This is a genomic window from Streptomyces sp. NPDC034086 (genome assembly GCF_055575515.1).
Genome location: NZ_JBVISM010000013.1, coordinates 15,968 through 31,981, shown reverse-complemented (window position 1 = coordinate 31,981; position 16,014 = coordinate 15,968). Strand labels below are relative to the sequence as shown.

At 74.5% G+C, this 16,014-nt stretch carries 15 protein-coding genes and 1 other RNA gene; 5 read left to right on the top strand and 11 right to left on the bottom strand.

Annotated features, from left to right (window positions below; genetic code table 11):
- Window positions 1-53: 53 nt before the first annotated feature.
- Window positions 54-854 carry a peroxide stress protein YaaA gene (gene yaaA / locus ACZ514_RS25255; protein WP_469125740.1) on the bottom strand — a complete coding sequence of 267 codons (801 nt, stop codon included), beginning with the start codon at window positions 852-854 and terminating at the stop codon, window positions 54-56.
- A gap of 174 nt (window positions 855-1,028) precedes the next feature.
- On the opposite strand from yaaA, the gene ACZ514_RS25250 reads away from it, so the two are divergent.
- Window positions 1,029-2,471, top strand: coding sequence for an RNB domain-containing ribonuclease (locus ACZ514_RS25250; protein ID WP_469125739.1), 1,443 nt, complete (start codon window positions 1,029-1,031; stop codon window positions 2,469-2,471).
- 42 nt (window positions 2,472-2,513) lie between these two features.
- Here ACZ514_RS25250 and ACZ514_RS25245 read toward each other — a convergent pair whose 3' ends face one another.
- Complete coding sequence (locus ACZ514_RS25245) at window positions 2,514-3,323, bottom strand: hypothetical protein (protein ID WP_469125738.1); 810 nt, start codon at window positions 3,321-3,323, stop codon at window positions 2,514-2,516.
- A complete protein-coding gene (locus ACZ514_RS25240; protein WP_468699587.1) occupies window positions 3,320-4,054 on the bottom strand; it encodes a MerR family transcriptional regulator in 735 nt (244 codons plus the stop codon). The genes ACZ514_RS25245 and ACZ514_RS25240 overlap by 4 nt, the downstream gene beginning before the upstream one ends.
- A 76-nt stretch (window positions 4,055-4,130) precedes the next feature.
- Here ACZ514_RS25240 and rnpB point away from each other — a divergent pair.
- An RNA gene (gene rnpB / locus ACZ514_RS25235) (RNase P RNA component class A) lies at window positions 4,131-4,533 on the top strand.
- A gap of 156 nt (window positions 4,534-4,689) precedes the next feature.
- Window positions 4,690-5,463, top strand: a complete 774-nt coding sequence (locus tag ACZ514_RS25230; protein ID WP_468171297.1) for a glycosyltransferase family 2 protein — start codon at window positions 4,690-4,692, stop codon at window positions 5,461-5,463.
- 23 nt (window positions 5,464-5,486) lie between these two features.
- On the opposite strand, the gene ACZ514_RS25225 is transcribed toward ACZ514_RS25230, so the two are convergent.
- The 4 genes from ACZ514_RS25225 to ACZ514_RS25210 all read right to left on the bottom strand — a co-directional run bounded on the left by ACZ514_RS25225 (window position 5,487) and on the right by ACZ514_RS25210 (window position 9,388).
- Window positions 5,487-6,116, bottom strand: a complete 630-nt coding sequence (locus ACZ514_RS25225; RefSeq protein ID WP_469125737.1) for a DUF4352 domain-containing protein — start codon at window positions 6,114-6,116, stop codon at window positions 5,487-5,489.
- A 256-nt stretch (window positions 6,117-6,372) separates the two neighbouring features.
- Window positions 6,373-7,788: a bifunctional RNase H/acid phosphatase gene (locus ACZ514_RS25220; RefSeq protein WP_469125736.1), complete on the bottom strand. Its 1,416-nt coding sequence runs from the start codon at window positions 7,786-7,788 to the stop codon at window positions 6,373-6,375.
- Entirely contained in the window at window positions 7,788-8,531 is a 744-nt protein-coding gene (locus ACZ514_RS25215; RefSeq protein ID WP_468171564.1) for a zinc ribbon domain-containing protein, read from the bottom strand. The genes ACZ514_RS25220 and ACZ514_RS25215 overlap by 1 nt, the downstream gene beginning before the upstream one ends.
- The gene (locus ACZ514_RS25210; protein WP_468171306.1) at window positions 8,528-9,388 is read right to left on the bottom strand and encodes a Nif3-like dinuclear metal center hexameric protein; all 861 of its coding nucleotides are present in this window, start codon (window positions 9,386-9,388) and stop codon (window positions 8,528-8,530) included. Before ACZ514_RS25210 ends, ACZ514_RS25215 begins: the two co-directional genes overlap by 4 nt.
- A gap of 176 nt (window positions 9,389-9,564) precedes the next feature.
- On the opposite strand from ACZ514_RS25210, the gene ACZ514_RS25205 reads away from it, so the two are divergent.
- A complete protein-coding gene (locus tag ACZ514_RS25205; RefSeq protein WP_469125735.1) occupies window positions 9,565-10,710 on the top strand; it encodes a hypothetical protein in 1,146 nt (381 codons plus the stop codon).
- Window positions 10,711-10,819: 109 nt separating this feature from the next.
- Here ACZ514_RS25205 and ACZ514_RS25200 read toward each other — a convergent pair whose 3' ends face one another.
- The 3 genes from ACZ514_RS25200 to ACZ514_RS25190 all read right to left on the bottom strand — a co-directional run bounded on the left by ACZ514_RS25200 (window position 10,820) and on the right by ACZ514_RS25190 (window position 13,797).
- Window positions 10,820-11,761, bottom strand: coding sequence for a 3-oxoacyl-ACP reductase (locus ACZ514_RS25200; RefSeq protein WP_469125734.1), 942 nt, complete (start codon window positions 11,759-11,761; stop codon window positions 10,820-10,822).
- A 64-nt stretch (window positions 11,762-11,825) separates the two neighbouring features.
- The gene (locus ACZ514_RS25195) at window positions 11,826-12,902 is read right to left on the bottom strand and encodes a Zn-dependent alcohol dehydrogenase (protein ID WP_469125733.1); all 1,077 of its coding nucleotides are present in this window, start codon (window positions 12,900-12,902) and stop codon (window positions 11,826-11,828) included.
- A gap of 22 nt (window positions 12,903-12,924) precedes the next feature.
- Window positions 12,925-13,797 (bottom strand): MaoC/PaaZ C-terminal domain-containing protein, encoded by an 873-nt coding sequence (locus tag ACZ514_RS25190; RefSeq protein WP_469125732.1) that lies wholly within the window; start codon window positions 13,795-13,797, stop codon window positions 12,925-12,927.
- 250 nt (window positions 13,798-14,047) lie between these two features.
- On the opposite strand from ACZ514_RS25190, the gene ACZ514_RS25185 reads away from it, so the two are divergent.
- Window positions 14,048-14,407: a response regulator gene (locus ACZ514_RS25185; protein ID WP_468171567.1), complete on the top strand. Its 360-nt coding sequence runs from the start codon at window positions 14,048-14,050 to the stop codon at window positions 14,405-14,407.
- A 116-nt stretch (window positions 14,408-14,523) separates the two neighbouring features.
- Here the strand turns inward: ACZ514_RS25185 and ACZ514_RS25180 are convergent, their stop codons facing one another.
- A complete protein-coding gene (locus ACZ514_RS25180) occupies window positions 14,524-15,828 on the bottom strand; it encodes a cytochrome P450 family protein (RefSeq protein WP_469125731.1) in 1,305 nt (434 codons plus the stop codon).
- Window positions 15,829-16,014 lie beyond the last annotated feature (186 nt).

The following is a 16,014-nucleotide window of genomic DNA, read 5'->3' as shown; positions in this document are numbered from 1 at the left end:
TACGCCGGGCCGGCCGCGCGCGGGGCCCGGCGGGCCGGCCGCCCGCGGGCCGGTCAGTGGATCCGCGTGACGACCACGTCGAGGGACCAGGCCTTCGCCGGCTTCGCGGGGGCCTCCGCCTCCACCACGTAGCCCAGGTCCCGCAGGGCCGTCACCAGCTCCGACGGGGACTCCGGGACGGCCCCGGCCAGCAGCAGGTCGCGTACCAGACGGCCCTTGGTGGCCTTGTTGAAGTGGCTCACCACCGAGCGCTTCTCCACCCCGTCCACGACCTGCGCGTGCAGCACCCGCACGGTGGCGGTCCGGCCCGCCGTCTCCCCCTTCGGCTTCCACGCCGACGCGTACGCCGACGAGCGCAGGTCCAGCACCAGCCCGTCCCCCGCCGCCTCCGGCATCACCTCCGCCATCGGCGTGCGCCAGTACGCGCCCAGCGCGCCCAGGCCCGGCAGCCTGACCCCCATCGAGCAGCGGTAGGAGGGGATCCGGTCGGTCACCCGCACGGCGCCCCACAGCCCGGAGAACACCAGCAGCGACCGCTCGGCCGGCTCCCGCGCCGGCGCCGGCAGCCCCGCCAGGTCCAGGGCGTCGTACAGCACACCGGTGTAGACCTCCCCGGCCGGGCGGGCCGGCGCCGAGCGCAGGGCGGCGTTCTTCGCGACCTCCCAGCGCAGCCCCTCGCTGAGGCCGAGCACCTCACGCGCCTTCGGCTCGTCCCCCGCGCACAGCTCGACGAGTTCCTCCAGTACGGCCGCCCGCGCGGGGGCCAGGCCCGGCAGCGACAGGGACGCCGGGTCGAGCGGTGCGCCGGAGCCGCCGGCGGCCTTTCCCTCGGAGGGCGGCAGCAGCACGAGCACGGTGGTTCTCCTTCATGACGACACGGCGCAGGGGATGCGGCCCCCGGGCCAGGGTAGACGGCCCGCCGCCACCCGGTCACAGGCCGGCGGCCGCCCCGCGCCCCGCCCGCCGACGGCCCGCCGACGGCCCGTCCGGCCCGCGCGGATCCGGCGCGGTCGGCCTACGCTCGGTCCATGCCACGCCGTCACATGCACATGGCCGGAGCGGACGGGGCGGCCCTGCGCGCCGCGCTGGGCGACCTGCGGACGCGGCTGGGCGTGCCCGGCGCCTTCCCGCCCGCGGTGCTCGCCGAGGCCGAGCGGACGGCCGCCGCCCCCCGGCTGCCGTCCGAGGACCTGACCGGCCTGCCCTTCTTCACCGTCGACCCGCCCGCCTCCATGGACCTCGACCAGGCCATGCACCTGGCGAAACGGTCCGCCGGCGGCTACCGCGTGCACTACGCCATCGCCGACGTCGCCGCGTTCGTCGGCCCGGGCGGCGCCGTCGACGCCGAGGCCCACCGCAGGGCGACCACCCTCTACTTCCCCGACACGAGGGTGCCCCTGCACCCGCCCGTGCTCTCCGAGGACGCGGCCAGCCTGCTGCCGGACCGCGTCCGCCCGGCCCTCGTATGGCGGATGGACCTGGACTCCGACGGCCGGGTCGAGACCACCGACGTACGCCGGGCCCTGGTGCGCAGCCGGGCCAGGCTCGACTACGAAGGCGTCCAGAAGGCGGTCGACACCGGCACCGCCGACCCCTCCCTGGCCCTCCTGAAGGACATCGGGACCCTGCGCGAGGCCCTGGAGGCCGAACGCGGCGGGATCTCCCTGAACGTGCCCGAACAGGAGGTCGTCGCACACGACGGCTCGTACAGCCTGGTCTACCGGGCGCCCCTCCCGGCCGACGGCTGGAACGCCCAGGTCTCCCTGATGACCGGCATGGCGGCCGCCGGCCTGATGCTGGCCTCCGGTACGGGCATCCTGCGCACCCTCCCCGCCGCCCCCGACGGAGCGGTCGGGCGGCTGCGCAGGGCCGCGAAGGCCCTGCGGATCGAGTGGCCGCACCACCTCCCGTACGCGGTGCTCGTCCGCTCCCTCGACCCGCGCCTGCCCGCGCACGCCGCCTTCCTCCAGGAGTGCACGACCCTGCTGCGCGGCGCCGGCTACACGGTCTTCACCGGCGGCCGGACACCGGACCCCGCCCTCCACGCGGCGGTCGCCGCCCCGTACGCGCACTGCACCGCCCCGCTGCGGCGGCTCGCCGACCGCTACGCCGGCGAGCTGTGCGTGGCGGCGGCCGCGGGGGCGGAACCCCCGGCGTGGGCGGTCGAGGCGCTGGAGGCGCTGCCGCAGGAGATGGCGGGCGGCACCCGGCTGGCCAACTCGGCCGAGCGGGAGTGCGTGGACCTGGTGGAGGCGGCCCTGCTCAAGGACCGCGTCGGGGAGACCTTCGAGGCGACGGTCATCGACGTCAGGGAACAGGAACCGGGGGTCGGGACGGTCCACCTGGAGGACCCGGCGGTGGTGGGCCGGGTCGAGTCCCCGGAGGGGCGGCTGCCGCTCGGCGAACGGATCCGGGTCCGCCTGACGCGCGCCGACCCGGGCGTCGCGAAGATCCTTTTCACGCGGGCGTGAGCGGCAGCACCCACCGGCGTCGGCCGTCGCGTGCGGGCGGCGTCACGGAGCCGCGGCCTCCCGCAGCGCGGTCACCAGCGCGCGGGGGTCGTCGGCGTGGAAACGGACCGTGCGCGCCCGGGCCCGGGCGCCGAGCGGACGGCGAAAGTCCAGCGGGCGGTTCAGCTCCAGGGTGACGGTCGTCTGGCCGCCCACGACCAGGTCGAGCACCCCGTCGCCGGAGAGGCTCACGAGCCGGCCCCCGGGCCAGCGGCGCTCCACCCGGGCCGAGGCCACCGCCTCCGGCGGGACGGTCAGGTCGAACAGGGCCCCGTAGCGGATCCGCAGCGTCCCGTCGGCCCGCAGCACGTGCGGGCGGGTGACGCAGGCGGCGTGCAGGGCGAGCACCAGCAGCACCCCGTAGACGTCGAGCACCAGCACCACGTGGTGCACGGCGGGCCAGGGGATGAGCACGGCCAGCGCGGCGGTCTCGACGGCCGACACGAAGAGCAGCCCGTACATCACGGCCGTCTGCGGTCCGGTGTACCGGGCGGCGAGATCGCCCGGCCGCACCCCGTGCTCGCGGCGCGTGATCCACCGGCCCAGGGAGGCGGTGGCCCGCAGCTCGTGCGCGAGCAGCCGCAGGACCGGCTCCGGCACGGCGGACCGTACGGCCGCCCGCCAGGAGCCGGTGCGGCGCCGCAGCGAACACAGCACCCCGGCCTCCAGCAGCAGCGCCCCGAGCAGCAGCCCCTCGCCGGCGGCCGTCGCCCACCCGGGCGGGCGCACCCCGGCCGCGAGGCCGAGTACGAGGAGCAGCTCGCCGGGTATCACGGCGGCGGCCGCGATCCGGGCCGCGCGTACGGCGTTCACGGCCGCCCCCTCGCGATGAAGGCCGCCATCACCCGGCGCACCACCTCCGCCTGCGCGGGGGCGTACTCGGCGAGCAGCGCCTCCCCGAACCCGGCCACGACGGGCCCGCCGGACGGGATCGCGTCGAAGACCGCGTCGGGGACGGCGGCGACCATGGCCCGGGCGAGCGGGCCGATCCGGGGGTCGTCGGCGGGAGCGTCGGCCAGCTCGTCCAGCCGCTCGTACAGTCCGAGCACGGCGGGGTCCGAGGCCAGCGGCCCGAGGAGGGCGCAGAGCTCTTCACCGCCGGCGCCCGGGACGTCGAGCAGGGCCAGGTGCTCGCGGTCCTTCGCGGCGGCCGGGGAGTCCGCCGGCGGCGTCTTCGCCAGCAGCGCGGCGAGGGCGGGCGGGACCGGCCCGCCCTCGTCGGGGCCGGCGTCGAGCAGCACCGCGAGCCGGCGCCGGCGCCCGGCCAGTTCGGCCTCCTGCCGTGCGAGGTCGGCGGCCGGCTCGCGGAGCACGGCGGCCGGCTCGCGCCCCGCGTCGTCGGCGAGGACGGCGCGCACCTCGTCGAGGCCCAGTCCGAGTTCGGTGAGCCGGCGCACCCGGGCCAGGAGCACGGCGTCGCGCACGCTGTAGGACCGATAGCCGTTGGGGCGTCTCGCCGGCTCCGGGAGCAGCCCGACGTGGTGGTAGTGCCGGACCGCCCGGGTACTGACCCCGGCCAGCGCGGCGATCTCTCCGATGCGCATGCCGCCAGTAGAAACCCTGCCGCTGCGTCAAGGTCAAGCCGTCGCGGACAGCCGGTAGCATGGTCGGTACGACAGACGAGTCGGCCGGGCGGCCGCGTCGGGGTCCCCGGATCCCGCCGAGGAACGTCCGGGCTCCACAGGGCAGGGTGGTGGGTAACGCCCACCCGGGGTGACCCGCGGGACAGTGCCACAGAAAACAGACCGCCGGGGGCTTCGGTCCCCGGTAAGGGTGAAACGGTGGTGTAAGAGACCACCAGCGCCTGAGGTGACTCAGGCGGCTAGGTAAACCCCACCCGGAGCAAGGTCAAGAGGATCCGTCCCCGGACGGGTCTGCGCGAACGCTCGAGGGCTGCCCGCCCGATGTTCGCGGGTAGACCGCACGAGGCCGGCGGCAACGCCGGTCCTAGATGGATGGCCGTCTCCCCGGCGACCGCGAGGTCACCGGGTGACAGAACCCGGCGTACAGGCCGGCTCGTCTGCCGTACCCCAACCCTCCCCGCACGAGGTGGGGGGTCGTCTTCACGTCCCCCTCGGGTAGCGCTCGGGCGGCAGCCGTTCCGTCGCACCGGTGGGAGCCCCTCCTCGACGCGATGCTTGAATGGACCGTCGTTCCCGGTCCGGCAAGGAGAAACGCTGTGCCCCTGGTGTCTGTCGTGATGCCCGTGTACAACTCGGCGGCCACCCTCGGCGCGGCCGTCCGGTCGGTGCTCACACAGACCCACGGCGACGTGGAGCTGCTGGTCACCGACGACCGGTCCTCCGACGGCTCCATGGACCTGCTGCGCGAGTTCGCCGCGCAGGACGAGCGCGTCCTGCCGGAGTCGGCACCCGTGCAGGGCGGGGCCGGCCGGGCCCGCAACCTCGCGATCGAACGGGCCCGCGGGGACTACGTCGCCTTTCTCGACAGCGACGACATGTGGCTTCCCGAGAAGACCGAGAAGCAGCTCGCCTTCGCCGCGGAAGGCGATGCGCCCCTGACGTTCACCTCCTACTTCAAGATGGACGCCGACCACGCCGGTGAGAGCACCGACTGGGTCCCGAACGGGCGGGTGGTCCGTGCCCGGGAGCACGTGGACTACCGCGCCATGCTGGTCCGGGACCACATCGGCGCCCTCACCGCCATGTACGACCGCAAGGTCCTGGGCACCAGGCTGATGCCGGAGATGCGCAAGCGCCAGGACTACGCCCTCTGGCTGTCGATCATGCGGGACGGCGCCGAGGCCCGGGGCCTGGCCGAGCCGCTCGCGGTGTACCGGGCCCACCAGGCGGGGTCGCTGTCCTCCAACAAGCTGTCGCTCGTGCGCTACAACTGGGCCCTGTACCGCGAGCACGAGCACCTGTCGGTCCCGCGGGCGACGCGTGCGCTGGCCGGCGCCACGTGGCAGTCGCTGCGCAACTCGCGCATCTGAGCCGTCCCTTCCGGCTGGCGCCGCTACTGCACCGGGGCGCTGTACGTCGTGCCGAGCAGGCCGTTCCTGAAGTGGACCGTCTTCGCGGTGACCTTCCCCCTGACCGTGATCGTCCCGGAGGCCTTCTCGCCCTTGGCCGGCTTGACGGTGTCGATCTGGTCCTCGGCCGCCGCCAGTTCGATCTGCTTGCGGGTTCCGTCCTCGGTCGTCACCTCGAAGAAGAAGACGTTGACGTCGACTTCCTCGGCGCCGTTGTTGACGACGGTCACCTGGACCGAGGTGTGGTCACCGCCCTGGGCGAGGATGCCGGCCTTGTAGGCGGCCGGTGAGGCGCTCACCACCACGTCGGCGCCGGTGTCCGGCGCCGGAGCCGGCGGCCCGGACTGCGCCGGGACGGCGGAGGGGGCCGTGGCGGCCGCGGGAGCCGTGGGGGTCACCGGTGCCGGGAAGGCCGGGGTCTTGGCGTCCGGCTCGCCGCCCTTGGAGCCGGCGAGGACCGCCGCACCGCAGCCGAAGAGGAGCAGCGACAGCAGGACCAGACCGCCGCAGCCGAAGCCGATGATCTTGCCGGTGTTGCTCTTTCCCCGGGGTGGCGGCGGGGCCGGGTATCCGCAGGGCGGGAGCGGCTGCCGGCCGGGCTGAGGGGTGGTCATGGCGGCTCCTGCGCTGGGTCGTCGACGTCGGGCCCGTGCCTGATGCCGATCACCCGGCTCGGGACGTGAGCGGCGCTCAGCTTGAGCAGCCGGAACGCGCCGGGGGGAGTCCCCGTCATGAGACGGTCACTTCCCGGGCGGCCGCGCGGCGCCGGCGCGGACGAGCACCCTCGGCGGGTCCTCCGGGAACCACCGCGGCCGCCGCGCGCGAAGGCCCCCGCCGGGCGGGCGGGGGCCTTCGCGTGCTGGCGGTGGTTCAGCGCAGGTGCGAGGTGTCGTTCAGGAGGCGGACCGAGGCGTTGCCGTCGGCGTAGTAGGCCACCGCCGACAGGGAGGCCGCGGAGAGCTCCATCCGGAACAGGGACTCCGGCGGTGCGCCCAGGGCGAGCCGGACCAGCGTCTTGACCGGTGTCACGTGCGTGACCAGCAGCACCGTGCGGCCCGCGTGCGCGGCCAGCAGCCGGTCACGCGCCGCCGAGACCCGGCGGGTGACGGCGGTGAAGCTCTCGCCGCCGCCCGTCGGCGCCGCCCTCGGGGAGTCCAGCCACGCCTGGAGGTCGTCGGGGAAGCGCTCCCGCACCTCGGCGAAGGTCAGGCCCTCCCAGGCGCCGAAGTCCGTCTCGCGCAGGCCCTCTTCGACCGCGACCGGCAGCCCGAGCCGGTCGGCCACGGCCTGCGCGGTCTCCCGGCAGCGGCGCAGCGGGGAGCTGACGACGGCCTGTACGGTGCCCCGCGCGGCCAGCGCCTCGGCGACGGCGGCGGCCTGGCGGCGGCCGGCCGGGGACAGCTCCGGGTCGGTGCCCCCGCTGCCGGAGAAGCGCTTCTGCGGGGTCAGGGCGGTCTCGCCGTGACGCAGCAGCACGAAGGTGGCGGGGGTGCCCAGGTCGGGCCCGCCCCAGCCGGTGCCGGTGGCGCGGGGGGCGCCGGCGGCCGCCGGGGCCGCGTCCGCCGCGGTGCCGGTGCCCGGTGCGGGGATGCCGACCGGGACCGGGGCCGTGGCCACGCCCGTCCCGCCCTCGGCATCGCCGAAGAGCGCGCCCGTCCCGGAGGCGGCGGCGCTGCGGGCGGCCCGTACGTCGGTGTCGGGCGCGAGGGTGCCCGTACCGGCGGCGGAGCCGGAGGCCGCACGGGTTCCCGTACCGGTGCCGGAGGCGAGGGCCGCGCGGACCGCCGCGGCGCCCTTCGCCGCGTCGCCCGGGGGCCCGGCCGGAGCCGGGGCGGCGGCGAGGTCGGCCGTGGAGGCCGACGGCTCCCACTGCTTGCCGCGCTTGCCCGCGTCCATCGCCTCGTTGGCGAGCCGGTCGGCGTGCTTGTTCTTCTCGCGCGGGATCCACTCGTACGTGACCTGCCCGCGGGGGAGGACCTTCGCCGCCTCCGCCGCGAGCGGCTTCATGTCGGGGTGCTTGATCTTCCAGCGGCCCGACATCTGCTCCACGACGAGCTTGGAGTCCATCCGGACCCGCACCACCGCGTCCGGCGCCAGTTCGCGCGCCGCCTTCAGGCCCGCGATCAGGCCCTTGTACTCGGCGACGTTGTTCGTGGCGACACCGATGAACTCGGCGCGCTCGGCCAGGGTCTCCCCCGTGACCGGGTCGAGGACGACCGCCCCGTACCCGGCGGGACCCGGGTTGCCCCGGGAACCGCCGTCCGCCTCCACGACGAAACGCGGCATCAGATGCCCGAGTCCGCCGCACGGACCAGGATGCGGCCGCAGTTCTCGTGCCGGACGACCTGGTCGCGGGCCGCGGCCTTGATCTCGTTGATCTCCGCCATGTCGAGCTCCAGCCGGCAGCCCTCGCAACGGCGCTGGTACAGGCGCGCGGCACCGACCCCGCCCTGCTTGACGCGGATCTTCTCGTACAGCGCCATCAGGTCGGACGGCATGGAGGCGACGATGACCTCGCGGTCCTTGGCGATCTTCGCGGCCTCGGTGTCGAGTTCGCCGGTGGCGGCGTCGCGCCGCGCGGTGGCGTCCGCCAGCCTGGCCTCCAGCGAGGAGACGCGCTCGGTGATCGCGGTGACCCGCTCCTGCGCGCCCTCCAGCCGCTCCATGACCTCCAGGACCACGTCCTCCAGGTCGGCCTGCCGCTTGGCGAGCGAGGCGACCTCGCTCTGCAGGTTCGCCAGGTCCCTGGCCGAGATGCCCGCGCCGGAGTCCAGGCGCTGCTGGTCCCGGGCCGCGCGCTGGCGGACCTGGTCGACGTCCTGCTCCGCCTTGGTCTGCTCGCGGGCGGCGTCACTGGCCTGCGTCTGGGCGGCGACGAGGAGGTCGCGCTGCTGGCTGAGTTCCTTGGTCAGGGAGTCGACCTCGGCGTGCTCGGGCAGCGACTTGCGCTTGTGGGCGAGCTGAGACAGCCGGACGTCCAGGGCCTGGACGTCGAGAAGTCGGATCTGGTCGGCGGGCTCGGCGTTCAGTTGGGGGCTCCAGAGGCACTAGAAGGGGGTGTGACGGACGGCGCGTGCGCCGTCCAGGGGTCGGTGACCGTGCGCGAGACGTGGGTCCGCAGACCCCAGCCGTGGCGCTCGGAGATCGCGTCGAGCTCGGCGGCGGCCTGCTCGCACCAGGGCCACTCGGTGGCCCAGTGCGCCGCGTCGACGAGGGCGAGCGGGCTCTGCTCGCGCGCCTCGGACACCGGGTGGTGACGCAGGTCGGCGGTGAGGAAGGCGTCCACCCCGGCGGCGCGGACCTGCGCGAAGAGGCTGTCGCCGGAGCCGCCGCTGACGGCGACGGTGCGGATCCGCGCGTCCGGGTCACCGGCCGCGCGGATGCCCTGCGCCGTGCGCGGCAGCCGGGCGGCGGCGCGGGCGGCGAACTCGCGCAGGGTCTCCGGGCGGTCCAGCTCGCAGATCCTGCCGAGGCCCCGGCGGCCCGCCGGGTCGGTGGGGTCGGGCACGAGGGGGCCGGTGACGCGCAGGTCGAGGGCGCCGGCGAGGGCGTCGGAGACCCCGGGGTCGGCGGTGTCGGCGTTGGTGTGGGCCACGTGCAGGGCGATGCCGTTCCTGATCAGCGTGTGCACGACGCGGCCCTTGAAGGTGTCCGCGGCGACGGTGGTGGTGCCGCGCAGGTAGAGGGGGTGGTGGGTGACGACCAGGTCGGCGCCGAGCTTCACCGCCTCGTCGACGATCTCCTGTACGGGGTCCACGGCGAAGAGCACCCGGGTGACCTCGGCATCGGGGTCGCCGCAGACGGTGCCGACGGCGTCCCACTCCTCGGCCCGCGAGGGGGGCCACAGAGCGTCCAGCGCGGCGATGACTTCAGAGAGACGGGGCACGGGCCAAGGCTACCGTCCGTGGCGACCGGTGGTCCCCTGGCCGGGTGGGCAGCACAACCGCCTCGTCCGTCACCGGCGAATCGGCGGCGGGCCACCCGTACGTGTGAAGCGCGCTGGGTCGCGCCGTTCGGGTGGGAGTGCGAAAACTAGCTTCCTCTGCGGAGGTGACGGCCCGGATGACTGTCTGTGCCACCGAGATCACGAAGACCAGCACGTCCCCGGACCCGGAGGTCGCGGCCCCGGCTCCGGCGGCCCCCGTCCCGGCCGCGGCGGTCCCCGCCCTCGCGATCGCCGCCGACGGGACGTACGCGGCCCGGCTGGCCGGCGAGGGCCAGGCGCGCTACCCGGAACGCTGGACGCTGGGCGGCCCCGAGCCCTACGCCGTACCGCTGCCCCTCGCGCAGCCGGAGGAGGCGGACAGCGAGGTGCTCGCGCTGGCCGACGGGCAGGTCCTGATCCACCGCCGCGTCGCCGACCGGCACGCCTTCTCCCTGCTGTACCCCTCCGGTGCCGCGACGGGCCCGCGCACCGGGGAGGCCCGGCTGGGCTCGGTCGCCGCCGAGGAGGGGGTACGGGTCCGCCTGCTGCCGCCGTCGCCCGACGGGCGCGGGGCCTACGCCCTGGCGGTGGGCGCCGAGGAGAGCACCGTCTGGCAGGTGGCCGGGGCCTCCGGCGGGCCCCGGCGGGCCGCGGTGGTCCCGGGCCGCTGCTCCGGCGGGGTCTGGCTGGACCGCACGGGCCGGCTCCTCGCCCTGGACCGCGAGGTGGGCGGCCGCACCAAGGCCGTCGCCGTGGACCTGGGCCGGGGCGGGGTGGTCAGCCCGCTGCTCCAGATCGCCGATGACAGCGACGACCGGCTGCTGCTGGCCGCCCCGGACAGCGGGCTGCTGCTGATCCGCTCGGACGCCCCGGGCGAGCCGCGGATCGGCTGGGGGGTGCTGGGCAGCGAGCGCCCGGTCCGCTTCCCGGAGTGCCTGCGGCTGGAGGACGCGCACCCGTTCGCGGTGCAGCCGGGCCAGGTCCTGATGCCGGAAACCTGCGGGGTGGCGCTGCGGGTGGGCGGTGGCGGTCTCGCGCTGTGGCGGCCCGCCGACCGGTACGTCTTCCGGCTGGGCGCCCCGGAGGGCTGGCTCGGGAGCGGCCTGTGGACCCCGGAGGGGCGGCTGTGCCTGCCGTACTCCACCCCCGGGGTGCCGTGCGGGGTGGTGAGCCTGAGCCAGCCGCCCGCCCCGCCCCCGCCGGTCCGCGTGGACCCGCCCCCGCCCCCGCCCCCGCCGCCCGCCGCCCGCCCGGTACCGCTCCAGCAGGCGCCGCTGCGCTGACGGGGTCCGTCCACTCCCGCGGGCGGGCCGGTCTGCGGGCGGCGCTCGCGTTCCTCTGCTGAGTACGGGTCGGCGGCCCGGGGGTTCCTCCCCGGGCCGCCGGGTGACGCTACCCGTGCCTGAGGCCCAGGACCTCGGTCGCCGCGAAGGTCTCGTTCGGCGGGCGGGAGTCGTAGTGCGGGGTGAGGAGCCCGTCGAGCTCCTCGAAGGTGAAGGCCTCCTTGGCGGTGTCGAACTTCGCGGCGACGCGGGGGCGTTCCATCACGGCGACGATCCCGCCGTGCACCACGAAGAGCTGTCCGTTGACCCTGGCGGAGGCCGGTGAGGCCAGGTAGCCGACCAGCGGGGAGACGTGCTCGGGGGCCAGGGCGTCGAGCCCGCCGTCCTCGGGGACCTGGAAGCCGGCGAAGACGTCCTCGGTCATCCGGGTGCGGGCGCGCGGGCAGATGGCGTTGGCCGTCACCCCGTACTTGGCCAGGGCCAGGGCGGTCGAGGTGGTCAGGCCGACGATGCCGCCCTTGGCGGCGGCGTAGTTGGGCTGGCCGGCCGAGCCGCCGAGGAAGGCCTCCGAGGAGGTGTTCACGATCCGGCCGTACACCGGACCGCCCGCCGCCTTGGAGCGTTCGCGCCAGTGCGCGGCGGCGAAATGGGTGGTGTTGAAGTGGCCTTTGAGGTGGACCCGGATCACCGAGTCCCACTCGTCCTCCGTCATCGAGAAGACCATCCGGTCCCGCAGGATCCCCGCGTTGTTGACCAGGACGTCGAGCTTGCCGAAACGGGAGACCGCCAGGGCGACCAGCTCCCGGGCCTGTTCGAAGTCGGCCACGTCACCGAGGTGCGCCACCGCCTGCCCGCCCGCCGCGCGGATCTCCTCGGCCACCGCCTCCGCCGGGGCGGCCGAGGCCTCTCCCGAGCCGTCGCGGCCGCTCTGCCCGTAGTCGTTGACGACGACACCCGCGCCGAGCCGGGCGAGTTCGAGCGCCTCGGCGCGGCCGAGCCCGCGGCCCGCGCCGGTGACGATGGCGGAGAGCCCCTCAAGTGGGAGTGACATCCGTGGCGTTCCTCTCAGCGGTCGTGGAGCAGCGGTCGTGGAGCAGCGAGCGTGGGCAGGGGGCTCAGAGTTCGATGCAGGTGCGCAGGGCGACGCCGGTGCGCATCTGGTCGAGGGCGTCGTTGATCTCGGCCAGGGTCACCCGGTGGGTGATCAGGTTCTCCAGGTCGATCCGGCCGGCCCGCCACAGCGCGATGGTGCGCTCGTACGAGCGGAGCACGTCGCCGCCCCCGTACATGGACGGGAGGATCTTCTTCTCGTCGAAGAACAGGGAGAACATGTCGACCTGGAAGTGGTCGTCGAGGGCGCCCGCGCCGACCACGACGACGGAGCCGCCGCGCCGCGTCATCTCGTACGCCTTCCGCGCGGTCGCGGACTTGCCGACCACTTCGAAGACGTAGTCGAAGCCCTCGCCGGCCGTGATCCGGTTCTTGGCGTCGGCGGACTCCGCCGGGGAGACGGCCTCGGTCGCGCCGAACCGCAGTGCCGCCTCGCGCCGGGAGGCGACCGGGTCGACGGCGATGATCTGCGCCGCGCCCCGGACCTTGGCGCCCTGGACGACGGAGATGCCGACGCCGCCGCAGCCGATGACGGCGACCGAGGAACCGGCCTCCACCCGTGCGGTGTTGATGGCCGCGCCGAGCCCGGTGGTGACGCCGCAGCCGATCAGGGCGGCGATGTCGAAGGGCAGGTCGTCGGGGATGGGGACGGCGCAGGCCGCCGGGACGACCATCTCCTCGGCGAAGGTGCCGGTCCCGGCGAAGCCGAAGACGTCACTGGCGGCCCGCTTGAAGTTGGGGGTGGCGACGTTCCCGAAGGCCTCCAGGCACAGGTGTCCCTGGCCGCGCCTGCAGGCGGGGCAGTGGCCGCACGGCGGCAGCCAGCAGACGAGGACGCGGTCGCCGACCGCGTGGCCGGTGACCCCGTCGCCGACGTCCGTGATCACGCCGGAGCCCTCGTGGCCGGGGATGAAGGGGGCGGGCTGCGGCAGTACGCCGCTCATCGCCGAGAGGTCGGAGTGGCACAGACCGGTGGCCCTGACGCGGATCCGGACCTTGCCGGGGCCGAAGCCGACGGCCTCCATGTCGTCGACGACCTCGAGCTTGTCCTGGCCTATCTCGCTCTGCAGTGCTGCGCGCACGGTGCGGCTCCTTCCGTGGATGCTACGAGTGTTCGACGACGGTGTCGGCGAGGACCGGCGCGTCGTCCCGTTCGACGGCGGTCACCGAGACCAGTACGCGGCCCTCCTCCTGCCACATCCGGATGCGCAGCGTCTCCCCGGGGAAGACGATCCCGGCGAAGCGCGTGCGGTAGGCGCGGACCCGGGACACGTCCCCGCCGAGCGCGGTGTCGACGACGGCCTTGAGGGTCATCCCGTACGAGCACAGGCCGTGCAGGATCGGCTTGTCGAAGCCGGCCAGCTTGGCGAACTCGGGGTCGGCGTGGAGGGGGTTCCAGTCCCCGGAGAGCCGGTAGAGCAGCGCCTGTTCCTCGCGGATGGCCCGCTCCTCGGTGCGGTCGGGGGCGCGTGCGGGCAGTTCCTCCCTGACGGACGGGCCGCGTTCGCCGCCGAAGCCGCCCTGACCGCGTACGAAGATCTGCGCGTCGCTGGTCCACAGCGGCCCGTCGGCGTCCGCGACCTCGGTGCGCAGCACGATCACCGCCGCCTTGCCCTTGTCGTAGAGGGCGGCGACCTTCGCGCAGGAGGTCGCGCTGCCCTTGACGGGGATGGGCCGGTGCAGCTCGATGGACTGGCCGCCGTGCAGGACGTCGGCGAGGTCGACCTCGATGCCGGGGGCCGCGAGACCGCCGAGCATGGCCATGCCGGCTCCGGCGACGGTCGCGAAGCTGGGCAGGACGTGGAGCCTGGACTCCAGGGTGTAGCGCAGCTCGTCGGGGTCGGTGGCCAGGTTCTGGCCGTGCAGCGGCGTTCCCGCTCCGAGTCCGAGGTGGTAGAGCTGGATGTCCTTGTGGTCCCAGCAGATGTCCCCCCGGCGGGGTTCGGCGGCGAGGGCCCTGGCGGCATCGATCGGCATGAGGATGCTGCTCCTTCGGTTCCTTGGAAGACCTCGGCACGGCCGTCCGCACCGTCGGCCGCACCGAGGTCGTGTGCGGGGCCGCACGCCGGGACGCGTTCTAGAACGCGTTCTAGCACCGGGCCGAAGGCATGTATAACGCACGCCCCGGCACTTGGGAAGACCGCTGACTGCACGTCAGATGAGCGCGCTCAAGGGCGTGTTGCGCCTGGACCCGCGGGACGGCCGTTACGCTTCGGCGGTGGACGAAATGCCCCTCACGCACCGGCCCGCCCGCTCGCTGCGCGTCCTGCTGGAGCCGCCGGACCCGGCCCTCGCGCTGCTGCTCGGCCTCCAGCCGGACATCGAGGTGGTGGACTCCCCCACCGCCCGGCCGCAGGTGGCGCTGGTGGAGGAGGTCGCCGCGGTGACGGCGCTGCTCGCCGACGATCCCGAGTGCCGGGTCCTGCTGACCGCCGGCTCGGCCCGCCCAGGCCTGCTGGAGGCGGCCCTGACGGCGGGCGCGGCCGGGCTGGTCCTGCGGGACGGCCCCGTCGAGGACCTGGCGGACTGCCTGCGCCGCGCCTCCACGGGCGAGACGGTGGTGGACCCGGTGCTGGCGGGCCCGTAGACCGGCCGGCCGGCAGACCGACAGACCGGAGACCGGTCGCGGACGCGCGGGGGCCTCCGCCGTCACCGGCGGAGGCCCCGGGCGCACCGGGCGGGGCGGGGTTCAGTCTGCGGGGTTCAGTCCGCGGGCTTCGTCCAGTCGTCGACCGTCCGTGAGGGGTCCAGCGCCACGGGCAGCCGCTCCAGCCCGCGGAAAGCGGGGAACGGCCCCTTCAGCCAGTCGCCGCCGTGCGCCGACGGCATCGCCAGCACCATGTCGGGGAAGCGGTCCAGCAGCGACGTCAGGCAGATCTCCAGCTCCAGACGGGCCAGCGGCGCGCCCAGGCAGTAGTGCGCCCCGAAACCGAAGCCGAGGTGGCTGCCCTGGAGCCCCTCGCGCGTGAAGTCGAGCCTGTCGGGCTCGGGGAACTTCTCCGGGTCCCGGTTCGCGGAGGCGATGGCGATCTGGATGACGGCACCCCGCGGAATGACCGTCCCGCCGATGTCCAGGTCCTCGAGCGCGTACCGGAAGGTGGAGGTTTCCACCGAGCCCTCGAAACGGACCATTTCCTCGATCGCCCGCGGCAGGAGTTCCCGGTTCTCCTGGACGGTCTTCATCTGTTCCGGATTCGTCAGCAGGCTGTAGACGCAGTTCCCGATCTGGAGGGTGGTGGTCTTGTGGCCGGCGAAGAGCAGCACCCAGATCATCGAGACGAGTTCGTCGTCCGTCAGCGGTTCCTCGTCGTGCGGGGTTTCCGCCAGCACGCTCAGGAAGTCGTCGGTGGGATTCTCGCGGGTGCGGTGGATCAGGTCCGTGAAGTAGTCGCGCAGCCAGTGCTCGGCCTCGACCAGTTCGTGCTCGAGGTCCCTGCTGAACCGGGAGCGGGTCACCTGGGCGAACCACTTCAGCACCTCGACGCGTTCGTCCCCGACGATGCCGAGCAGCTCGCAGATGACCATGACGGGCAGCGGCAGCGCGAAGGCCGCCATCAGGTCGACGGGCCGGTCCGTCGGGCACCGGTCGAGCAGCCCGTCCACCAGTTCCTGGATGTGCGGGCGCAGGTCCTTGACGTGGCGCGGGGTGAAGGCCGTCTTGGCGATGTGGCGCAGCCGGGTGTGCCGGGGCGGGTCCGCGAAGAGGAGGTTGTCGTCGAGCGCCTCGCACGCGTCCCCGAACAGGGCGTGGTAGGTGTCGATGGCCTCGTGCATGTCCTTGCCGACGCGGTGGTCGGCGAGGATCGCGTGGGCGTCCTCGTACCGGGTGATGAGGTACGTGGGCACTCCGTGGCCGGGGGTCAGCCGGGCGACCGGGGCCTTCTCGCGCAGGGACCGGTAGACCGGATAGGGGCACTGCCGGTATCCCGGCGTGCCCTTCGTCACCGCCGCCACCGCGTCTTCGAGCGCGGGTCCGTCCCCCACTGCCACCGTCGGTTCAGTCGTCACGCGCTCATACCTCTCGGGTATCCCGGAATGGACAGTCGGCTCCTTTCCCTGGGCCGAACGAAGGCCAAACCGCGTTGACCCGTTCGGAGCCGAATGCTCCCCCTCGGGAATGTCCGGACGGTGGTGGCCCGGGCCCGCCCTAAGGTTTCTCCGATCACGTTCCGCGATCCGTTCCTCGATCCCGGT

Excerpts from the sequence above, each read along its gene's own strand:
- ACZ514_RS25250 (WP_469125739.1), top strand. The coding sequence starts at position 1,029 with ATGCCACGCCGTCACATGCACATGGCCGGAGCGGACGGGGCGGCCCTG.
- ACZ514_RS25240 (WP_468699587.1), bottom strand. The coding sequence starts at position 4,054 with ATGCGCATCGGAGAGATCGCCGCGCTGGCCGGGGTCAGTACCCGGGCG.
- ACZ514_RS25225 (WP_469125737.1), bottom strand. The coding sequence starts at position 6,116 with ATGACCACCCCTCAGCCCGGCCGGCAGCCGCTCCCGCCCTGCGGATAC.
- ACZ514_RS25220 (WP_469125736.1), bottom strand. The coding sequence starts at position 7,788 with ATGCCGCGTTTCGTCGTGGAGGCGGACGGCGGTTCCCGGGGCAACCCG.
- ACZ514_RS25205 (WP_469125735.1), top strand. The coding sequence starts at position 9,565 with ATGACTGTCTGTGCCACCGAGATCACGAAGACCAGCACGTCCCCGGAC.
- ACZ514_RS25200 (WP_469125734.1), bottom strand. The coding sequence starts at position 11,761 with ATGTCACTCCCACTTGAGGGGCTCTCCGCCATCGTCACCGGCGCGGGC.
- ACZ514_RS25190 (WP_469125732.1), bottom strand. The coding sequence starts at position 13,797 with ATGCCGATCGATGCCGCCAGGGCCCTCGCCGCCGAACCCCGCCGGGGG.
- ACZ514_RS25185 (WP_468171567.1), top strand. The coding sequence starts at position 14,048 with ATGCCCCTCACGCACCGGCCCGCCCGCTCGCTGCGCGTCCTGCTGGAG.